The sequence below is a fragment of the Amycolatopsis sp. NBRC 101858 genome, from assembly GCF_030269325.1.
GTDB lineage: Bacteria > Actinomycetota > Actinomycetes > Mycobacteriales > Pseudonocardiaceae > Amycolatopsis > Amycolatopsis ponsaeliensis.
In genome coordinates, this window is sequence record NZ_BSTD01000002.1 from 970,139 (window position 1) to 988,544 (window position 18,406).

The following is an 18,406-nucleotide window of genomic DNA, read 5'->3' on the forward strand; positions in this document are numbered from 1 at the left end:
ATCGTGGTCAGTCGACGGCCTCAGCTCGTAGGCAAGGTTCGTGTTCAGCCAGTCACCATGAAGCCGAACCTTCCCGTCGACCGACATCGGCGCTGAGTGCGACACCAACCGGTTCCCGAGTATCATCCGTGTACCGAGCATCCGAGAGCACCTTGAGCACTCGCTCCGCCACTTGGTCGGGCGGCACACGATTTCCGGCGAGATCCGCGGAGTAGCCGACGATTGCAGGCAACACCACGAGGTCGACCGGCAAGCCTGGACCTGCGTCCTTCATGATCTTGTCCGCGGCAGAACGAACCGCCTTGTCATCAAGACCACCCGGAAGTTTCAGGTGTGTTTGCGGCCGGCCGGCAGAACCGCTCGTGGTGGTCACGCGTTTCGACGGTTGAATGGCCGATGGGCGCACCGTCGTCGAGGTCGTCGTCGACTCCGTCCGGCTGGGCGTTGGCCATGACGCTGCTGGTACTCACTCAGCGGGATACCCGGTGTCGCACGAATCGCCCCCGCACCCAGGATCCCCACCTTCACCTTTTCAGCCATTGCCACCGCGACCTGACTTGAACCACTGTGCGTCCGGCTGTTCGCTTGGCCATCGGATGCCCGCACGATTGCTCGAAGAACACCGCGAGACCGCCGGGATTCCGACGATCTGCCCGGTGAATCGGTGCCCCTCCCGTCGTAACTACTCCGAGGTGGTCGCCGAAGAGCGGGCTTCAGTCGACCTTTTGCAGCCTTTCTTACCGGCGCTCCCGTCCACGTCGAGTGCCACTGGTCACCGGTGGCCGCAAGTGCTTTGTCCCCCTTGCGAGCTACCCGGCCTGCTCGCTCCGGGGTGACGTTTTCGCCCTCCCGATCTCGGTAGCTTCGTCGCCTCAAGGCAGGCGGGGAGCCAGCAGGGCTGCCGCCGCTGGAATCGGAGGGCGAGCACCATGAGGAAGACACGCGGGTTACGGGGCCATCGGTTCGCCGCGGCCCTGGCGGTCACCACCCTGACCGTTCTCGGCGTGGCCGCGTGCGACAGCGCGGATGACGAAGACACCCCGGCGGCCGCGGCGCTCGCGTGGGGACCGTGCCCGGCGGCGGCGCCGGGCGTCACCCGGGATCCGCGGCTCACCTGCGCGAAGGTGAAGGTCCCCCTCGACTACGGTCACCCGGACGGCACGACGATCGAGGTCGGGATCTCCAAGCTGGGCGCCACCGATCCCGCGAAACGCCACGGCGTCCTGCTGCTGAACCCCGGCGGCCCGGCGCTCGCGGGGCTCGACACGCCCGGCGCGATGGCCCCGACGCTGCCGAAGTCCGTCCTGGACGGCTACGACCTCATCGGCTTCGATCCACGCGGTGTCGGGACCAGCACCCCGCAGAGCTGCGGCCTCGAAAACCCCAGTGTGGCCGCGCTCTTCCCCTACCCCGCCGCCGACGGCTCGATCGACGCGAACGTCCAAGCCGCGCGCGCCACGGCCGGGAAGTGCGCTGCCCAGGCCGGGGAGAACCTGCGCTACTTCACCACCGCCAACACCGCGCGCGACCTCGACCGCGTCCGCGAAGCCCTCGGTGAAGCCAAGATCTCGTACTGGGGCCAGTCCTACGGCACCTACCTCGGAGCCGTCTACAACGCGCTCTACCCGGACCGGGCCGACCGCGTGATCCTCGAGGGCAACGTCGATCCCGCCCACGTCTGGGCCGGTGAAGCGGAGAGCTGGGGCAAGGGCATGGCCGAACGGTTCCCCGACGCCGCCGCCGTCGCCGCCGCGCAGAACAGCGCCCTCGGACTCGGCGCCACCCCCGCCGAAGTCACCCGGGCCTACCTCGCGCTCGCCGATCGGCTCGACCGGCGGCCGGCGCCGGTTCCCGGCACGCCGCAGTCGTTGAGCGGGGCGATGCTGCGCGGGGTCACCTACGCGCTGCTGATCCACAACGACACGTTGCCGGTGCTCGCCCAGGTCTGGAAGGCCGCCGCGGACCTGGCCGACGGTCACGTCACCGAAGCCGACGGCAAGGTCCTCACGCAGGTGTTCGCCGACTCCCCGGCCACCCCGGGCGTTCCCGCGGACAACCAGGCGACCATGTTCCTGGCCCTCACCTGCGGCGACGCCGAGTGGTCCCACGACGTCGGCAGCTACGCCCAGCGCACCGCCGCCGACCGGAAGGCCTGGCCCCTGACCGCGGGCATGCCGGCGAACATCTGGCCGTGCGCGTTCTGGCCGCAACCGGCCGAGAAGCCGGTCGCGGTGACCGCGGAAGGCACGCGCAACACGCTGATCCTGCAGAACCGCCGCGACCACGCCACGCCGTGGGACTCCGGAATCGGCCTGCGCCACGCACTCGGCAACCGCGCCGCGTTCGTCGGCGTCGACAACGGCGGGCACTACGTCTACCACGAAGGCTCGGCCTGCGCCGACAACGCCACCGTGGCGTTCCTCGACACCGGCCGGCTGCCGGAGAAGGACCTCGACTGCACCGACGTCACGCGGCAGTGACGGCTCCGGCCCGAATGTCGTGAAGGGGCACCCTCATGGTCGTAAAGGCCATGAGGGTGCCCCTTCGTGACGTCCGGCGATGCCCGCCGCGCCCGGGAAAGACCCGGCCTCGCTAGGCTCCCGCCCATGCCGACGCTGGGACGTCTCCGGAACCGATGGGCCGGCGTGACCCCGGACGTCCGCGACGGGGCCCTCGCGGCGGCCGTCACGGCCGCCGCGTTCGTGCCGGGACTCGACATGATCGGGGCCCAGTTCGGCGACCTGCCGAGGCACGCCGGTGGTTTCGCGGCGATCGTGCTCGTGCTCGGGCAAACGCTCCCGCTGGCGGTGCGCAGCCGGTGGCCCGCGCTGACCCTCGCGGTCGTCGCGACCTGTTTCGCGGCACACGAAGTGCTCGCCTATCCCCCGACGATCGGCAGTCTCGCGCTGTACTTCGCGCTCTATTCGGCCGGGGCGCGCGAGGAGCGGTTCCGCCGGGCGCTGCCCGCGACCGTGTCCGCGGGGTACGTCGTCTTCGCCGTTCTGGTCACCCTGCGCGGGTCCCCGACGGACTTGCTGACCTACGCCGTCTACTACGGGGTGCTGGTCCTGTTCTGGTCGCTGGGCGCCCTGGTGCGGCAACGGCGGCGCCAGGAGGCCGAGCGGCGGCGGCTCACCGCGCGGGCCGCGGCGGCGGACGAACGCGCGCGGCTGGCCCGCGAGCTGCACGACGTCGTCACCCACCACGTGACGGCCATGGTGGTCCAGGCCGACGCGGCCCAGTACCTTCCGCCCGAACGCTTTCCCGAGGTGCTGCGCACCATCACCGGCTCGGGCCGCGACGCGCTGACCGAACTGCGGTTCCTGCTCGGCGTCCTCGAAGCGACCGGCGCGCGCACCCCGGGCCTGGGCGCGCTGCGCGGCCTCGTCGAACAGCCGGGCCGGGAGGCCGAGCTGGTCGAATCGGGTGAGCGCAAGGCATTGCCGGCGGAAACCGAGCTCACCGCGTACCGGATCGTGCAGGAAGCGCTGACCAACGCGGCCAAGTACGCCGCCGGCCGTCCCGCGACGGTGCGCGTCGGCTATGGTGCCGACCTCCTGGAAATCGAAGTGACCACCCGGGGTCCGGCGACCGACGCCGGCGTGCTCGGCTCCGGCGGACGCGGGCTGACCGGGCTGCGCGACCGCGTCGACGCGCTCGGCGGCCGGTTCACCGCCGGGCCGTCCGCGGACGGATTCCGGGTCAGCGCCGCGTTTCCCACGGCCGAGGTTCCGCTGAGGAGCGACCGATGACCGACGGCCCGATCCGGGTGCTGATCTGCGAGGACCAGCAGCTCATCCGCGCGGGGTACGTGGCCGTGCTCGGCGCCCAGCCGGATCTCGAGGTGGTGGGGCAGGCCGCGAACGGCCGCGAGGCCCTCGCCGAGATCGGCCGGCTGCGCCCGGACGTCGTCGTGATGGACATCCAGATGCCGTTCCTCGACGGGATCGAAGTGACCCGCCGCGTCGCCGGCCCCGGCGCCGCGGTGCCGGCGAAGGTCCTGATCGTCACGACGTTCAACGTCGGCCAGTACGTCTACGACGCGCTGCGGGCCGGGGCGAGCGGGTTCCTGCTCAAGGACGCGCCCCTGGACGACCTCGCCGAAGGCGTGCGCACGGTCGCGCGCGGCGAGTCGCTGCTTTCCCCGGCGGTGACCCGGACGCTGATCGGCCGCTACGCCGATCGCATCCAGCCGGCGGCGCCCGCCGACGGTCCGCTGGACCGGCTGGCGCCGCGGGAACTCGAGGTGCTGGAGCTGATCGCCGGCGGCCTGTCGAACGCCGAGATCGCGGCCGAACTGGTGCTGAGCGTGGAGACGGTGAAAACGTACGTCTCGCGCATCCTCACCAAGCTCGACCTGCGCGACCGCGTCCAGGCCGTGGTGCTGGCCTACCGGACGGGGCTCGTCAGCGCCGCGGGATGACCGGCCGCCCGGGAGCCGCGCGCTCCCGGGCGGCCGGGGACTCAGCCCACCTGCAGGTCGATGCAGGAGTAGAACGCGTTCGTCGTGTCGGCGATGTTCCACACCGCGAGCACCGTCTGGCGTCCCGTGTGGCCACTCAGGTTCACCTGGTGTGAAACGGTTTCCGGCGGCTGCTCGTTGTTGCCGCTGATGTCGGCGACCTTTTCGTTGCCGATCCAGTACTCGTAGTTGGTCGTGCGGTGGCGGGCCGTGAAGGTCCACGTGAACGTCGCCGTGGTGCCGACCGGGGACGCCTGCCAGCCCTTGCCGTTGTCGTTGAGCTCGGCGAACTTCGCGTTGCCGCCGTCGCAGGACTTGAGGCCCTTCGGGCCCTCGACGCTCTGCGGTTCGTACTTGATGTCGCCGCACGCCACCGTGCCCTGCGCACACTGCGCCTGCCGGCTCGCCGGGGCGTTGACGTAGCCGTGCGCACTCGCGATGCCGGCGGGGCTCACCACCACCAGGACGGGGGCCAGGACAGCACCCGCCGCGGCCGCGACCAGTTTGCGATTCATGGAAACTCCTTCGGGGACAGGCTCGCTTCCCGTCGCCGGGTACGGCGAAGTCGCGGCGAGCACGCCCGCCGCGTCGGGAAGTTCTTTCGAGCGAAGGAAATTGTGGTCTAGACCATAAGACGAATCGGACACTGAGTCAAGAGATCGCGAACTTCCGGCTCATGTTGGTAAGACGCCAACCGTCACCCGATGTTCCGGTCAGCGGGACCCGCCGGGGCGACCAGGACGCACCGCGCGCCGCGCCTGCCTCTAGGATTCGGCCGGTGACCACCTACGACGACACGTTCGAGCACCTCGACGCCGCGGCCCTGCCGGAACGGCAGCAGAAGATCCTGGTCGCCATCCGGGACTGGGTGGTCCACCACGGCTACTCCCCCAGCACCCGCGAGATCGGCGAGGCCGTCGGCCTGCAGTCGACGTCTTCGGTGTCGAAGCACCTGGCGAGCCTGGAGGACAAGGGCTTCCTGCGCCGCGGCACCGGCGTGTCGCGCCCGATGGACGTGCGCGCGTTCCTGCACGGGAGCGAGGCGCGGGAAGACGGCGACTCGGTCCCGGTGCCGGTCGTCGGCGACATCGCCGCCGGCACGCCGATCTCGGCGGTGGAGCACGTGGACGACGTCCTCAAGCTGCCCCGCGACCTCACCGGCCGGGGCACCGTCTTCGGCCTGCGCGTGCGCGGCGACTCGATGATCGACGCCGCGATCTGCGACGGCGACATCGTCGTGGTCAAGCAGCAGAACGAGGCCCACTCCGGCCAGATCGTCGCGGCGATGATCGACGAGGAGGCGACGGTCAAGGTCTACCGCCGCCGCGACGGCCACGTCTACCTCGAGCCGCGCAACCCCGCCTACGCCGTCATCGACGGCGACCGGGCGGCGATCCTGGGCGTGGTCGTGTCGGTGCTGCGGAGCGTCTGACGCGTTTCACCAGGTGACCGGCAGCTCGTACACGCCGTACACCGACCCGTCGTGCTTGAACGGGATCTTCTCGACGTCGGTGGCCAGCGCCAGCGTGGGAATCCGCCGGTACAGCGTGCTGTAGACGACCTGCAGCTCCAGCCTCGCCAGCGGCTGGCCGAGGCACTGGTGGACGCCGAAGCCGAACGCGACGTGGCGGTGCGCGTCGCGGGTGAGGTCGAGCCGATCGCCGTCGGGGAACACCGCCGGGTCGCGGTTGGCGACGTCGTTGGCCATGATCATGCCCTCGCCCGCGCGAATGGTCTCGCCGCCGATCTCGATGTCCGCCAGCGCGAGGCGGCGGCGGCCGTTGTGCGTGATGTTGAGGTACCGCAACAGCTCTTCGACCGCCGACGCCACCAGGGCCGGGTCGTCGGACTCGCGCAGCAGCGCCAGCTGGTCCGGGTGCTCCAGCAGGGCCAGGGTGCCGAGCGCGATCATGTTGGCCGTCGTCTCGTGGCCGGCGATGAGCAGCAGCACGCCCATCTGCGCCGCCTCCGTGCGCGACAGCTCCCCCGCGTGCACCCGGGCGGCGAGCCCGGAGAGCAGGTCGTCGGCGGGCGCCTCGAGCTTCTTCCCCAGCAGCCGGTCGAGGTAGCCGACGAGCGCCTGGTGCCCGGCCGCCCGCTCCTCCGGCTTCGCGTCCCGCCGGATGATGACCTTGCTGTTCTCCTGGAAGAAGTCGTGGTCGGCGTACGGGACGCCGAGCAGCTCGCAGATCACCAGCGACGGCACCGGCAGCGCGAACGCCTCGACGAGGTCGACCGGCTTCGGGCCGGCGAGCAGCCGGTCGAGGAGGTCGTCGACGATCTTCTGCACCGCCGGGCGCATCGCGGCGACGCGCCGGATCGTGAAGGGCGCGGTGACCATCTTCCGCAGCCGCGCGTGCTCCGGGTTGTCCATCAGGATGAAGCTGATCCCGGTGCCGCCCTTGGGCAGCGGCGCCGGGCTCGGGTAGCCGGGCCGGGTGATGTCGGCGCTGACGCGGGGATCGGCCAGCAGCGCCCGCTGCTCGGCGTAGCGGGTGACCAGCCACGGCGTGCTGCCGTCCCACAGCCGCACGCGCGCCAGCGGCGTCTCCCCCTGCAGCGCGCGAGCCGCGGGCGGCGGGTCGAACGGGCACCCCGCCGCGCGGGTCATCGGGAACTCCGGGATCTCGGCGGTGCTCGTCATCGTTCCTCCGCGGTGGCCGTCAGTTCGTGATCAGTCAACCGAAGACTGCTACGCTAAGTCAAGCGACTGATTTAATTCGGACAACCGGAGGACCGCACCGTGCTCGACCCTTCCCCGCCCGCGAGAGAGGCGTCGCCGCGCGCGAACCTCGTCGTCGCGGTCCTCGCCCTCGCGGGCATCACCGTCTCGCTGATGCAGACGCTGGTCATCCCGCTGATCCCGGCCCTGCCGGGGCTGCTGCACGCGTCCGCGGCCGACGCCACCTGGGCCATCACCGCCACCCTGCTCGCCGGCGCCGTGGCGACGCCGACCATGGGCCGGCTCGGCGACATGTACGGGAAGCGGCGGATGTTGCTGGTCAGCCTCGGCGCGCTCGTCGTGGGGTCCGCGATCGGCGGGCTCTCCGACACGCTCGTGCCGATGGTCGCGGGCCGGACGCTGCAGGGCCTGGCCGCCGGCGTCATCCCGCTCGGGATCAGCATCATGCGTGACGAGCTGCCCGCCGAACGGCTCGGCTCGGCCACGGCGCTGATGAGCGCGTCCCTCGGCGTCGGCGGCGCGCTGGGCCTGCCCGCGGCGGCACTGCTGGCCGAAAACGCCGACTGGCACGTGCTCTTCTGGACCGCGGCCGGCCTCGGCCTGGTGGTCACCGCGCTGGTCGTCGCGCTCGTGCCGGAGTCGCCGGTGCGCACCGGCGGCCGGTTCGACGTCCTCGGCGCGGCCGGGCTTTCGATCGCCCTGGTGTGCCTGCTGCTGGCGATCTCGAAGGGCGCCGACTGGGGCTGGGGCAGCGCGGCGACGCTCGGCCTGGTGGCCGCGGCGGTGCTGGTCCTGCTGCTGTGGGGCCGGTGGGAGCTGCGCACCCCGCGGCCGCTGGTCGACCTGAGGACGAGCGCGCGGCGTCAGGTGCTGCTGACGAACATCGCGTCGGCGGTCTTCGGCTTCGCGATGTTCGCGATGTCGCTGGTGCTGCCGCAGCTGCTGCAGCTGCCCGCCGCCACCGGGTACGGCCTCGGCCGGTCGATGCTCGTGGTGGGCCTGGTGATGGCGCCGTCGGGGCTGGTCATGATGGCGCTGGCGCCGGTGTCCGCGCGCATCACGGCCACGCGCGGCCCGAAGACGACGCTGATGCTCGGCGCCGTCGTCGTCGCGGCCGGGTACGCGCTCGGCATTTTCCTGATGAGCGCGACCTGGCAGCTCGTGCTGGTCTCGAGCGTCATCGGTGCCGGGATCGGGCTCGCGTACGGCGCGATGCCGTCGCTGGTGATGGGCGCCGTGCCGGTGTCGGAGACCGCGGCGGCGAACAGCCTCAACACGCTGATGCGCTCGATCGGGACGTCGGTGTCGAGCGCCACGGCCGGCTTGGTCCTCGCGCGGCTGACCGTCCGGTTCGGACCGGTGGACCTGCCGTCGCAGAACGGTTTCCGGCTGGTGCTGGGGACGGGCGCGGCCGCGGCGCTCATCGCGCTGACCGTCGCCGCCTTCCTGCCCCGGCACCCGGCCCCGGCCGTGAAGAGCCCGGAACCGGCCGCCGCGGTAGGTAGCTGACCGCCGGTTCGCGAGGCGGTTCGCGCGCGGTGCGCGTCCGGTCAGCGCCGCGCGCGAACCTCGGGATCGTCGCCGGGTCACCACGGCCCGGCACCGACCCGGAGGAGCCGGAATGACGAAGAACGCTTTGGTGACCGGGGCTTCGCGAGGGATCGGCCGCGCGATCGCCCGCCGCTTGGCCGCCGACGGGGCCGTCGTCGCGGTGCACCACGGCGGCAACGAGGTCGCGGCCAAGGAGACCGTCGCGCTGATCGAAGACGCCGGCGGGCGCGCGTTCGCCGTGTCGGCCCGGTTCGGCGAAGCCGGCGCCGTGGACCGGCTGGCCGACGCCGTCGCCGAGGCCTTCGGCGACGGCGGGCTGGACGTCCTGGTGAACAACGCGGGCATCGGCTCGCACAGCACCCTCGGCGAGGTGACCGAGGAAGAGCTGGACCGGCTGCTGACCGTCAACGTCAAGACGCCGATGCTGCTGGTCCAGCGGCTCGTGCCGATGCTGAACGACGGCGGCCGGGTCGTCACCGTGGGCTCGATGGCCTCCCGGATCGCCGTGCAGAGCCAGATCGCCTACACCGTCAGCAAAGCCGCGGTCGAAGCGCTCGCGCCGACGCTGGCCAACGAGCTCGGCCGCCGCGGGATCACGGTCAACACGGTCGCGCCCGGCCCGATCCGGACCGACCTGACCGAGCCGCTGCTGGCCATCCCCGAGGCGGCGGCCGGCTTGACCGCGATGACGGCGCTGGGCCGGATCGGCGAGCCCGAGGACGTCGCCGACGTCGTCGGGTTCCTGGCCGGGCCGGGCGGCCGCTGGATCACCGGCCGCACCCTCGACGTCTCCGGCGGCACGTACCTCGGCCCGATCGCCTGAGCGGGCCCGGCCGCCCGGGGTCAGGCCCGGGCGGCCACGCCGTCGAGGTGGAGCACGCCGTCGGTGTGGTGCTCGGCGACGAACTCGGGGCCCTTGGCGACCAGCCGCGCGATCGCCGTCGCGTGGCCGTGGCCGAGGCCGTGCTCGGTCTTCAGCCACGTGACGATCTCGCCGTGCTTCGTGAGGTTCTTCTCGGCGGCGAGGTCGAGGAACGCGCGCGGGGTGATGCCGGTCTGCTTCTCGGCGTTGTCGAGGTAGGCCTGAAAAGACATGGTGACTCCCGGTTCGGGCCGAAGGTTCTCCGGTCGGTCCTGCTGGCCACCAAGGTCTCACCGACAACTTTTTTTGTCAAGCCTTCGCCGCGACGACCGCCAGCGTCGAGTAGGACAGCGTGAAGCTCCCGCCGAGCGCGTCGATCGCCGCACCGACGCCGGCGAGGACGTCGGCCTGCGCGTCGGGCTCGAGCCGCGTCAGGCCGCCGGTGGTGGGCAGCAGATCCAGCCATTCGTCGCGGGTGTAGGCCTGTTCCCAGGCGAACGACCACCGCTCGGGTTCGGCGAAGCGGCCCGAGTCCCGGATCCCGTCGGCGAACTTGGTGAACATGATTTCGTAGAGTTCGGCGGGACTCTTCGGCTCCGCGGGGAACGGCCACTCGGGCCGCGCCCGCCGGATACCCCGGGCGACGGCCTCGGCCACCGGAACCGGCGGCTGGAACACGTGCGCGAAGAGGGCGAGCAGCCCACGAAGTCGCAGCACGCCGGCCGCCTTCCCGGCCCCGGCGACCGGATCGACCCAATGCCAGGACTGCCCGGCGACGACCGCGTCGAAGGTCCGCCCGCCGGCGTCCCAGTCCTCGAACTTCGCGACTTCGACGTCGACACCGGTGTCGCGTGCGAAGGCCGCCATCCGCGGATCGGGGTCGACGCCGAGCACCCGGCGTCCCGCGGCGAGGAACTGCCGCGCCGCGATCCCGGTGCCACAGCCGACATCGAGGAAGTCGGGACCCGGACTCGCGGCGACGACACGATCGACCAGTTCGGCTGGATACTCGGGCCGAGCACGGTCATACCGCCGGGCATCGACCCCGAAGGATTCGGCGAACAAGCGAGCTTCATGAGGCTGAGTGGGCATGCGCCCACTCTAATGGGCATGCGCCCACTCGGACAACCACCCGAGCGTTCGCGGCGGGCGTAACGGAGAATGAGGTCATGCCGACCGGTGTCCACCTGCGCGACGTACGCCAGCAGCTGTTCCAAGCGGCGGAGCGGGTGCTGCTCCGCGACGGCCCGAACGCACTGACGAGCCGGGCGGTGACAGCGGAAGCCGACGTGGCGAAGGGCGTCCTCCACCGCCACTTCACCGACTTCGACGCGTTCCTGGCAGAGCTGGTCCAGGACCGCATCGCCCGCCTGACGGACCAGTCGGCACTCCTGGAGGCATCGGCGGGAACGCGCACGGTGACCCAGAACCTGCTGGACGCGGTAACGGAGCTGTTCGACCCGGTCTCGATCGCGTTGACAAGCTTGGTGTTCTTCCGCGACGAGCTCCGCACGCGCCTACGCCGCCCGGGCGACGGCCTCCCGTTCCTGGCGGAGGCAAGGGAGATGTTGTCGTCCTACCTGGCAGCGGAGCGAGCCCAGGGCCGCATAGCACCGGACGCAAACGTGGATTCCCTGGCCCTGTCGTTGATCGGAGCAAGCCACCTGCACTTCGCAGGCCGCCCCCGCCACACGCTCCCAGACGAGACAGAGCTGCAAAAACTGATCAACACGATCACAGCAGACGTGCTCCAGCGCAAGCTGCTCTAAAAGTCCAAATAAGACAAAGTCTGGCCAACAACGAGACGCAACCAGACTGGGGGTCCGGGGGCGTGCCCCCGGCGGGGGCGTGGGGGTTCGACCCCCACAGGACACAACGAGATGAGCCCTGTTCGCGCATTCCGCGAACAGGGCTCACCAGCGAATCTCGTGGGCGATACTGGGATCGAACCAGTGACCTCTTCGGTGTGAACGAAGCGCTCTCCCCCTGAGCTAATCGCCCGTTGTACGAACTTCCACGAGGTCCCGGGGGTGGGCTCGTGGTGCGCGATACTGGGATTGAACCAGTGACCTCTTCCGTGTCAGGGAAGCGCTCTCCCGCTGAGCTAATCGCGCTGCGGAACTCCGTACTTGCTGAAGCATATCGGACGGTTTCGGAGCGTCAGCAGGGGGTCCCCTGTGACGGGTGGCACTGCGGAAACCGCCGTGACACGAAGGCGCCGAAACGGGCAGACTGCAAGAAGACAGCGTGCCGGACGCCCGGCGCGCCAGACCCAGGAGAGCTCGCACCCCGTGACCGACACCGTGTCCACCCCGCCCGCCGACGTCGACCGCGCTCCGGCGCGCCCGGGGCTCCTGATCGGGGTCCTCGTGCTGTCGGCGTTCGTGATGATCCTCAACGAGACGATCCTGAGTGTCGCGTTGCGTGACCTGACCGTCGACCTGCGGGTGCCGACGACGACCGTGCAGTGGCTGACCAGCGGGTTCCTGCTGACGATGGCCGTGGTGATCCCGACGACCGGGTTCCTGCTGGAGCGGTTCACGCCGCGGACGGTCTTCTTGTTCTCGCTGTCGGCGTTCAGTCTCGGCACGCTCTTGTGCGCGCTCGCGCCCGGGTTCGGGATGCTGATGGCCGGGCGGGTGGTGCAGGCGTGCGGCACGGCGGTGATGCTGCCGTTGCTGATGACGACGGTGATGCGGCTGGTGCCGCCGGAGCGGCGTGGCGCGACGATGGGCACGATCACGATCGTCATCGCGGTGGCGCCGGCGATCGGGCCGACGATCGGTGGCGCGGTGCTGTCGTCGCTGGGCTGGCGGTGGATGTTCTGGATCGTGCTGCCGCTGTCGGTCGCGGCGCTGGTGACCGGTGCGCTGCAGCTGCGGCTGGAGAGCGAGACGCGGCGGGTGCCGCTGGACGTGCCGTCGGTGCTGCTGTCGGCGATCGGGTTCGGCGGGGTGCTGTACGGGCTGTCGTCGACCGGTGAGCAGGCCGGCGCGGAGCCGCTGGTGCCGGCGTGGGTGCCGATCGTCGTGGGCGTCGTGGCGCTGGTGGTGTTCACGTGGCGGCAGCTGCGGCTGCAGCGTCGTGACCGGGCGTTGCTGGACCTGCGGCCGTTCACGCACCGGAGTTTCGTGGTGGCGCTGGTGCTGACGGCGCTGCTGTTCGTGTGCCTGATCGGCGCGGCGGCGATCCTGCTGCCGCTGTACCTGCAGACGGTGCTGCACACGAGCACGTTCGTGAGCGGCTTGGCGGTGCTGCCCGGCGGCCTGGTGCTCGGCCTGCTGGGCCGGCCGGTGGGGGCGCTGTTCGACAAGGTGGGTGCGCGGCCGCTGGTGATCCCGGGCGCGGCGGCGATGGCGGTGTCGCTGTGGCTGTTCACGACGCTGGGGGCGGGTTCGCCGCTGATCGCGGTGATCGGGATCCACGTGCTGCTGATGGCCGGGCTCGGGCTGATGATGACGCCGCTGTTCACCGAGTCGCTGGGTTCGCTGCCGGATCACCTGTACTCGCACGGGAGCGCGATCCTGGCGACGCTGCAGCAGGTGGCGGGCGCGCTGGGGACGGCGTTGTTCGTGAGCGTGGCGACGGTGTGGAGCGCGGACGGCGCCGCCGCGGGGCCGGACGCTTCGGGGCTGCGGGCCGCGTTCGTGGTGGCCGGGGTGATCGGGCTGCTGGCGTTCGGGGCGACCTGGCTGATCCGCTCGAAGGGCGCACCCGCGGCGAAGCACTGACGGCGGCTCGCTCTTCGCGGCGGGCACGGCGACGAAGGCAGGCCCCGCCCGGAGGTGACCGGATTGCCGGCGATCGAGACGACTCGGCTGATCCGCTCGAAGGGCGCACCCGCGCCGAAGCCGACGTCCGTCCACTGAGGACTAAAGTCCCGCTTCCGCTCAGCGAAGGCTGGGGGGAGACCTGCGAGCGAAAGCGGGAGTTCGAGGCCGGTACGGGGGTCGCCTCGCGGCGGGTGGCGCTCCACGGCTCCGGCCTGACCGGTTTTCCGTGAAGGCAGTGGGTGAGGCCCGGGGACTCCTCCGTACCGACACTCCTTACAACGCCCTGCGCCCGCCGGTGTTCCCGACGTGACCGGGCTCATGCCAGCATGCGGCCCAGGAGGACACCCAGGCGGGTGCGGTCCGCCGCCGACAGTCCGGACGTCAGCGGGGCCATCGCCCGCGCCACCTCCGCGGTCAGCTCCGCGGCCAGTGAATGCCCCTCCGGGGTCAGGCTGACGCGCACCGAACGCCCGTCGTCGCGGCTGGCCTCTCGCGACACCAGGCCGCGGCGGGCCGCTCGGTCGACCAGCCCGCTCACCGAGGACCGGTCCAGGCCCAGGTGGGTCGCCAGCTCCGCCATCTTCGGCGTGCGGTCGCGCAGGATCCCCAGCACCCGCAGCTGCGTCAGGGAAAGCTCGTGCGCCGCCGCGACCTGGCTCAGGTGCGCCATCACCGCGAAGGACACCTGGGCCAGGTTGTCCAGCACCTCGTCGGGTTCGGTCATGCTCCGAGACTACCTTGAACTAGTTGGTGATGCCCTCTAAAGTAGTGGGCATTACCAACTAAAAGGAGCCGTCATGCGCGCCGCTGTCGTCACCGAGTTCGGGACCCCGCCGACCTGTCAGGACTTCGCCGAACCCCAGCCCGCGACCGGTGACGAGGTCCTCGTCGACGTCGTCGCCGCGGGACTGCACCCCCGCGTCCGCTCCCAGGCCGACGGCTCGCACTACACCGGTTCGGGTGAACTTCCGCTCGTCCCCGGCATCGACGGCGTCGGCCGGGCGCCCGACGGCACGCTGCGGTACTTCGTCCTGCCCGACACCTCGATGGGCGCCATGGCCGAACGCACCGTCGTAGACACCAGACGCAGCGTCGTCCTGCCCGAAGACGCCGACCCCATCACCGTCGCCGCCGGCATGAACCCCGCGATGTCGGCGTGGGTCGCCCTGCGGCGGCGGATCGAGTTCGCCGCCGGGCAGGACGTGCTCGTCCTGGGCGCCACCGGGAACGCCGGCCGGCTCGCCGTCCAGATCGCGAAGCACCTCGGCGCGGGCCGGGTGATCGCCGCCGGCCGCGACGCCGCGCGGCTCGCCGAGGTGCCGGCCGACGAAGCCCTCACCTTCGACGAGCTCGGCAAGGCCGCCGACGTCGACGTCGTCCTCGACTACGTCTGGGGCCCGCCGACCGCCGACGCGCTGCGCACCATCGTCACCGAACGCTCCGACCGCGGCCGCCCGCTGACCTGGGTCGAGATCGGCTCGGTGGCCGGGCGGACGATCGAGCTCCCCTCGGCCGCACTGCGCGCCGCACGCCTGCAGCTCGTCGGCAGCGGCCAGGGTTCGGTACCGACCCGGGACATCGTCACGGAGCTGCACGCACTGGTGAACGAGATCGGCAGCTTCCGGATCGACGCGCGCGCGGTGCCCCTCCAGGACGTCGAATCCGCCTGGAGGGACACCGGCAGCGCTCAGCGCCTCGTCGTCACTCCTTGACCTTCGGCGTCGCCCGCACGCCCGAGTGCAGGTACCGCTCCCCCGTCGGCAGCGAGTAGAACGTCACCGAAACCCAGCCCCGCATGCCCGCGGGGCTGAAGGCGAACTGGGCCGGGCCGACCGGCACCAGCTCGTCCTCGGTCGTCGTCTCCGGCACCAGCTCGGCGAGCGGGCCGGTGACGGTCTGGCGCATCAGCAGCTTCCCGTCGCGCTCCAGGACGTCGATCCGGACCGACTCCCGTTCGTAGACGCCGAGGAACTCCGATGCGTCGACCGCCGGCGGCGGCGTGGCCGGTTCGAGCGGACGCGGCATCGCCACGCCCGCCAGCTCGGCGAGGAGCTCGCGGTAGAGCTCCTCGTAGAGGTCGTGGGTGCTGCCGCCGTTGGTGAGCAGCGTGATCGCCAGCCCCTGCTCCGGCAGGACCCGCAGGAACGCCGCCTGCCCGATCGTGTTGCCGTCGTGGCCGTACACGCGGTGCCCGTCCCAGCCGAAGCGGATCCAGCCCAGGCCCCACGAATCGCCGAGGGTGTCCTTGTCCGGCATCTCGAACTGCTCCTCGGTCATCGCCTGCGCGGACGCGGCCGCGAGCACCCGCGAGCCGTCCGGGCCGAGGCCGCCGGTCAGGTGCAGGCGGGCGAACGCGAGGACGTCGTCGGTCGAGGCCGAGATGAGCCCGGCCGGGCCCGCCGAGCGCTGCAGCCCCCACACCGGTGCCGGCTGCGGCTCGGCGTCCCCCGCCGCGACGTGCCCCACCGCGGCGCGCTGCAGGAGGGCCTCCTCCGGCAGGGTGCTCGTGCGCTTCAGGCCGAGCGGGGTGAACAGCCGCTCGCGCAGGGCCGCGTCCCAGGTCTTGCCGGTCAGCTTCTCGATCACCCGGCCGACGAGGACGAACCCCGAGTTGCAGTAGGACAAAGTCGCGCCGAGGGGGTGGCTCTGCGCGGCCTGGTCGAGCACCGCGACGTACTTCTCGAGGCAGTCGTCGCCGCGGCCGGTGTCGGTGAAGACGTCGCCGTCGATGCCGCTGGTGTGGGTCAGCAGGTGCCGCAGCGTCACCTTCTTCGCGACGTCGGGATCGGCCAGCCGCAGCTCGGGCAGGACGTCGACGATCGGCGCATCGAGCTTCAGCAGCCCTTCGTCGACCAGCTGCATCGCGACGGTCGCCGTCCACACCTTGGTGATCGAGCCGATCTGGAACACCGAGTCATCGGTGACCTCGACGCCGGTCGCCTTGTTCAGCACGCCGTGGCTCACCTGGACGACCTCGTCGCCGTCGAGGCGCAGGATGCCCAGCGCCGCACCGGGAACGCGGTGCTTGCGCGCGAGCTCGGCGAGGCGGCGGCGCCAGTGCGCGGCGTCGATCGGCACCCGGACCGGCTGACCCGGCTCGCCCGCGTGCTGCTCGACCCAGTCGGCGATGCGCCGGTTGAAGTCGGCGCGGTGCGACGGGCGGCCCTCGAGGATGAACAGGTGCGACGCGCCCGGGTAGAGCACCAGCCGGGTCGGCACGCCCTGCTCGCGCAGGCCGGTGAACCACTGTTCGGCCTGCCCGGCCGGGCACCGGTCGTCGGCCGCGCCGTGCACGACCAGCGTCGGCGTGCGCACCTTTTCCACCTGCGCCAGTGGGGAAAGCGCCGCGTAGTGCGCGCGGTTCTCCGCCGGGACGGCCCCGAGCTCGGCGACGCCGAGGTAGTGGCCGCTGTCGGACGTGCCGGCCATGCTGACCACGTCGCTGACGACCCCGCCCGCGACCGCGGCGGCGAACCGGTCGTCGCGGCTGGTCAGGTAGCAGGTCATGAAGCCGCCGTAGCTGTAGCCGGTCACCGCGAGCCGGCCCGCGTCCGCCAAGCCCTCGGTGACGAGCTGGTCCAGCGGCTCGAGGAAGTCCTTGGCGTCGGCCACACCCCAGGCGCCGACCGCGGCGGTGTAGAACGCTTCGCCGTAGCCGTCGCTGCCGCGCGGGTTGAGCAGCAGCACCGCCCACCCGCGCGCGGCGAGCCGCTGGTGGTAGAGGTGCACGGCGTCGGCGGTGCCGTTCCACGCGTTGTGCGGGCCGCCGTGGATGTCCAGCAGCAACGGGAGCGGGCCGGTGCGTTCGGGATCGCGCAGCAGCCAGCCCTGGACGACCGTGCCGTCGGAGACGGTGAACTCCCGCTCCTCGCGCGTGAACAGCTCGACGTCGCCGGGGCCGTGCGCGGTGTGCACCCGCGCCGCTCCCCCGGCGATGTCGACCGTCGCGACCTCGCCGAACGACGTGGGCGTCGTCAGCACGACCGCCGCGATGGTCCCGGCGACGCTCAGCCCGTCCACCGCGCTCCCGGCCTCGCCGAGGACGCGCCGCGGCTCGCCACCGGTGACGTCGACGGCGTACAGGTGCGTGCAGCCGCGGTCGCGGACGCAGAACAGGACCGTCGAGCCGTCGCCGGCGAGCCGCGGGACCGCCCCGGGGTAGCCCGGGCCGCCCGCCATTACGTTGCGGTCGAGGGACGCCGCGAGGTCGGTGGTCTCGCCGCCGTCCAGGGGGACGCGCAGCAGCCCGGCGTGGCCCGCCGCGGTGTCGCGGCGGCCGATGACGAGCAGGGCTTCGCCGTCCGCGGTCCAGGTGACGGTCCCGCTCATGCCTTCGGCCGAGCCGGCCAGGCGCGGCTCCGCGGTGCGGTCACCGGGCTCGAGAACGTAGACGCCCGAACGGAAAGTCAGGTCGGGGTCGGCGTCGAGGGCACCCGGGAAGGCCAGCTTCGAGCCGTCCGCCGACCAGGCGGGGTCGCCCGCGTGCCAGTCCCCCGCCGTCACCCGCCGGACCTCGCCGGTGGCGACGTCGAGGACGTGGACGTGCTTGCGCAGGGTCCGCAGCAGCCCCGCGCCGTCGGCCTTGAAGTCGAGCCGGTCGGCGACCACCGGGGCGCTCGCGCGGCGGCCCTGCGCGCCGTCGTCTTCGCCCTCCTCGGCGGCGAGGTCGATCGGGGCGCTGAACGCGATCTCGGCGCCGTCCGGGCGCCACACGGGCGTTCCCGCGCCGAGCGGCAGCTTGGTGACCTGCTCGGGCTCGCCGCCGTCGGCGGGCAGCAGCCACAGCTGCGCCGGGCCGTCCTGGGCGCGCAGGAACGCGATCCGCGTCCCGTCCGGCGACCACACCGGGCCCGCGTCGGCGGTGCCGCGGGTCAGCCGGCGCGGCTCGCCGCCGTCCGTGGCGATCTGCCAGAGCGACCGGGTGTCCTCGTCCTTGTCGCGGTCGGTCGTGCGCAGCGCGTACACGATCCGCGTGCCGTCCGGGGAAATCGCCGGCTGCTCGGGGAACTCCAGGGCGTACAGGTCGTCGATGCCGATACGGCGGGTCATGCGGATCTCCTTGTGGGATGCCGGTC

General features: G+C 71.8%; 16 protein-coding genes and 2 tRNA genes. 9 read left to right on the plus strand and 9 right to left on the minus strand.

What is annotated here, in order from left to right; translation table 11 throughout:
* Positions 1-52: 52 nt before the first annotated feature.
* Positions 53-373 (minus strand): hypothetical protein, encoded by a 321-nt coding sequence (locus QSK39_RS17775; RefSeq protein WP_285478848.1) that lies wholly within the window; start codon positions 371-373, stop codon positions 53-55.
* Between the two features lie 556 nt (positions 374-929).
* Between QSK39_RS17775 and QSK39_RS17780 the strand changes: the two genes are divergently transcribed.
* From QSK39_RS17780 to QSK39_RS17790, 3 genes are all read left to right on the plus strand, one after another.
* On the plus strand, positions 930-2,480 hold the full coding sequence (locus tag QSK39_RS17780) for an alpha/beta fold hydrolase (protein ID WP_285478849.1): 1,551 nt from the start codon (positions 930-932) through the stop codon (positions 2,478-2,480).
* A 126-nt stretch (positions 2,481-2,606) separates the two neighbouring features.
* Positions 2,607-3,752, plus strand: a complete 1,146-nt coding sequence (locus tag QSK39_RS17785) for a sensor histidine kinase (RefSeq protein ID WP_285478850.1) — start codon at positions 2,607-2,609, stop codon at positions 3,750-3,752.
* Entirely contained in the window at positions 3,749-4,423 is a 675-nt protein-coding gene (locus QSK39_RS17790) for a response regulator (RefSeq protein WP_285478851.1), read from the plus strand. Before QSK39_RS17785 ends, QSK39_RS17790 begins: the two co-directional genes overlap by 4 nt.
* A gap of 41 nt (positions 4,424-4,464) precedes the next feature.
* On the opposite strand, the gene QSK39_RS17795 is transcribed toward QSK39_RS17790, so the two are convergent.
* On the minus strand, positions 4,465-4,977 hold the full coding sequence (locus QSK39_RS17795; protein ID WP_285478852.1) for a lytic polysaccharide monooxygenase auxiliary activity family 9 protein: 513 nt from the start codon (positions 4,975-4,977) through the stop codon (positions 4,465-4,467).
* A gap of 263 nt (positions 4,978-5,240) precedes the next feature.
* Here QSK39_RS17795 and lexA point away from each other — a divergent pair, with 263 nt between their 5' ends.
* Complete coding sequence (lexA, locus tag QSK39_RS17800; RefSeq protein ID WP_285478853.1) at positions 5,241-5,894, plus strand: transcriptional repressor LexA; 654 nt, start codon at positions 5,241-5,243, stop codon at positions 5,892-5,894.
* Between the two features lie 6 nt (positions 5,895-5,900).
* Here the strand turns inward: lexA and QSK39_RS17805 are convergent, their stop codons facing one another.
* The gene (locus QSK39_RS17805; RefSeq protein WP_285478854.1) at positions 5,901-7,106 is read right to left on the minus strand and encodes a cytochrome P450; all 1,206 of its coding nucleotides are present in this window, start codon (positions 7,104-7,106) and stop codon (positions 5,901-5,903) included.
* 99 nt (positions 7,107-7,205) lie between these two features.
* On the opposite strand from QSK39_RS17805, the gene QSK39_RS17810 reads away from it, so the two are divergent.
* Both QSK39_RS17810 and QSK39_RS17815 read left to right on the plus strand, forming a co-directional pair.
* Positions 7,206-8,654 (plus strand): MFS transporter, encoded by a 1,449-nt coding sequence (locus tag QSK39_RS17810; protein WP_285478855.1) that lies wholly within the window; start codon positions 7,206-7,208, stop codon positions 8,652-8,654.
* A 112-nt stretch (positions 8,655-8,766) separates the two neighbouring features.
* A complete protein-coding gene (locus QSK39_RS17815; RefSeq protein WP_285478856.1) occupies positions 8,767-9,519 on the plus strand; it encodes an SDR family oxidoreductase in 753 nt (250 codons plus the stop codon).
* A gap of 20 nt (positions 9,520-9,539) precedes the next feature.
* Here the strand turns inward: QSK39_RS17815 and QSK39_RS17820 are convergent, their stop codons facing one another.
* Positions 9,540-9,791: a DUF4287 domain-containing protein gene (locus QSK39_RS17820; RefSeq protein WP_285478857.1), complete on the minus strand. Its 252-nt coding sequence runs from the start codon at positions 9,789-9,791 to the stop codon at positions 9,540-9,542.
* Between the two features lie 76 nt (positions 9,792-9,867).
* The gene (locus QSK39_RS17825; RefSeq protein ID WP_285478858.1) at positions 9,868-10,650 is read right to left on the minus strand and encodes a class I SAM-dependent methyltransferase; all 783 of its coding nucleotides are present in this window, start codon (positions 10,648-10,650) and stop codon (positions 9,868-9,870) included.
* 77 nt (positions 10,651-10,727) lie between these two features.
* Between QSK39_RS17825 and QSK39_RS17830 the strand changes: the two genes are divergently transcribed.
* Positions 10,728-11,327 (plus strand): TetR/AcrR family transcriptional regulator, encoded by a 600-nt coding sequence (locus tag QSK39_RS17830; RefSeq protein WP_285478859.1) that lies wholly within the window; start codon positions 10,728-10,730, stop codon positions 11,325-11,327.
* A gap of 160 nt (positions 11,328-11,487) precedes the next feature.
* Here the strand turns inward: QSK39_RS17830 and QSK39_RS17835 are convergent.
* Both QSK39_RS17835 and QSK39_RS17840 read right to left on the minus strand, forming a co-directional pair.
* Positions 11,488-11,559, minus strand: a tRNA-Val gene (locus tag QSK39_RS17835).
* Positions 11,560-11,597: 38 nt separating this feature from the next.
* Positions 11,598-11,672 (minus strand) — tRNA-Val (locus tag QSK39_RS17840).
* 177 nt (positions 11,673-11,849) lie between these two features.
* On the opposite strand from QSK39_RS17840, the gene QSK39_RS17845 reads away from it, so the two are divergent.
* Complete coding sequence (locus QSK39_RS17845; protein ID WP_285478860.1) at positions 11,850-13,289, plus strand: DHA2 family efflux MFS transporter permease subunit; 1,440 nt, start codon at positions 11,850-11,852, stop codon at positions 13,287-13,289.
* 358 nt (positions 13,290-13,647) lie between these two features.
* Here the strand turns inward: QSK39_RS17845 and QSK39_RS17850 are convergent, their stop codons facing one another.
* Positions 13,648-14,055: a MarR family winged helix-turn-helix transcriptional regulator gene (locus tag QSK39_RS17850; RefSeq protein WP_285478861.1), complete on the minus strand. Its 408-nt coding sequence runs from the start codon at positions 14,053-14,055 to the stop codon at positions 13,648-13,650.
* 73 nt (positions 14,056-14,128) lie between these two features.
* On the opposite strand from QSK39_RS17850, the gene QSK39_RS17855 reads away from it, so the two are divergent.
* Positions 14,129-15,043, plus strand: a complete 915-nt coding sequence (locus tag QSK39_RS17855) for a quinone oxidoreductase family protein (RefSeq protein WP_285478862.1) — start codon at positions 14,129-14,131, stop codon at positions 15,041-15,043.
* Here the strand turns inward: QSK39_RS17855 and QSK39_RS17860 are convergent.
* Positions 15,033-18,380 carry a serine hydrolase gene (locus QSK39_RS17860; protein ID WP_285478863.1) on the minus strand — a complete coding sequence of 1,116 codons (3,348 nt, stop codon included), beginning with the start codon at positions 18,378-18,380 and terminating at the stop codon, positions 15,033-15,035. The two genes, QSK39_RS17855 and QSK39_RS17860, sit on opposite strands and share 11 nt — an antisense overlap.
* Positions 18,381-18,406 lie beyond the last annotated feature (26 nt).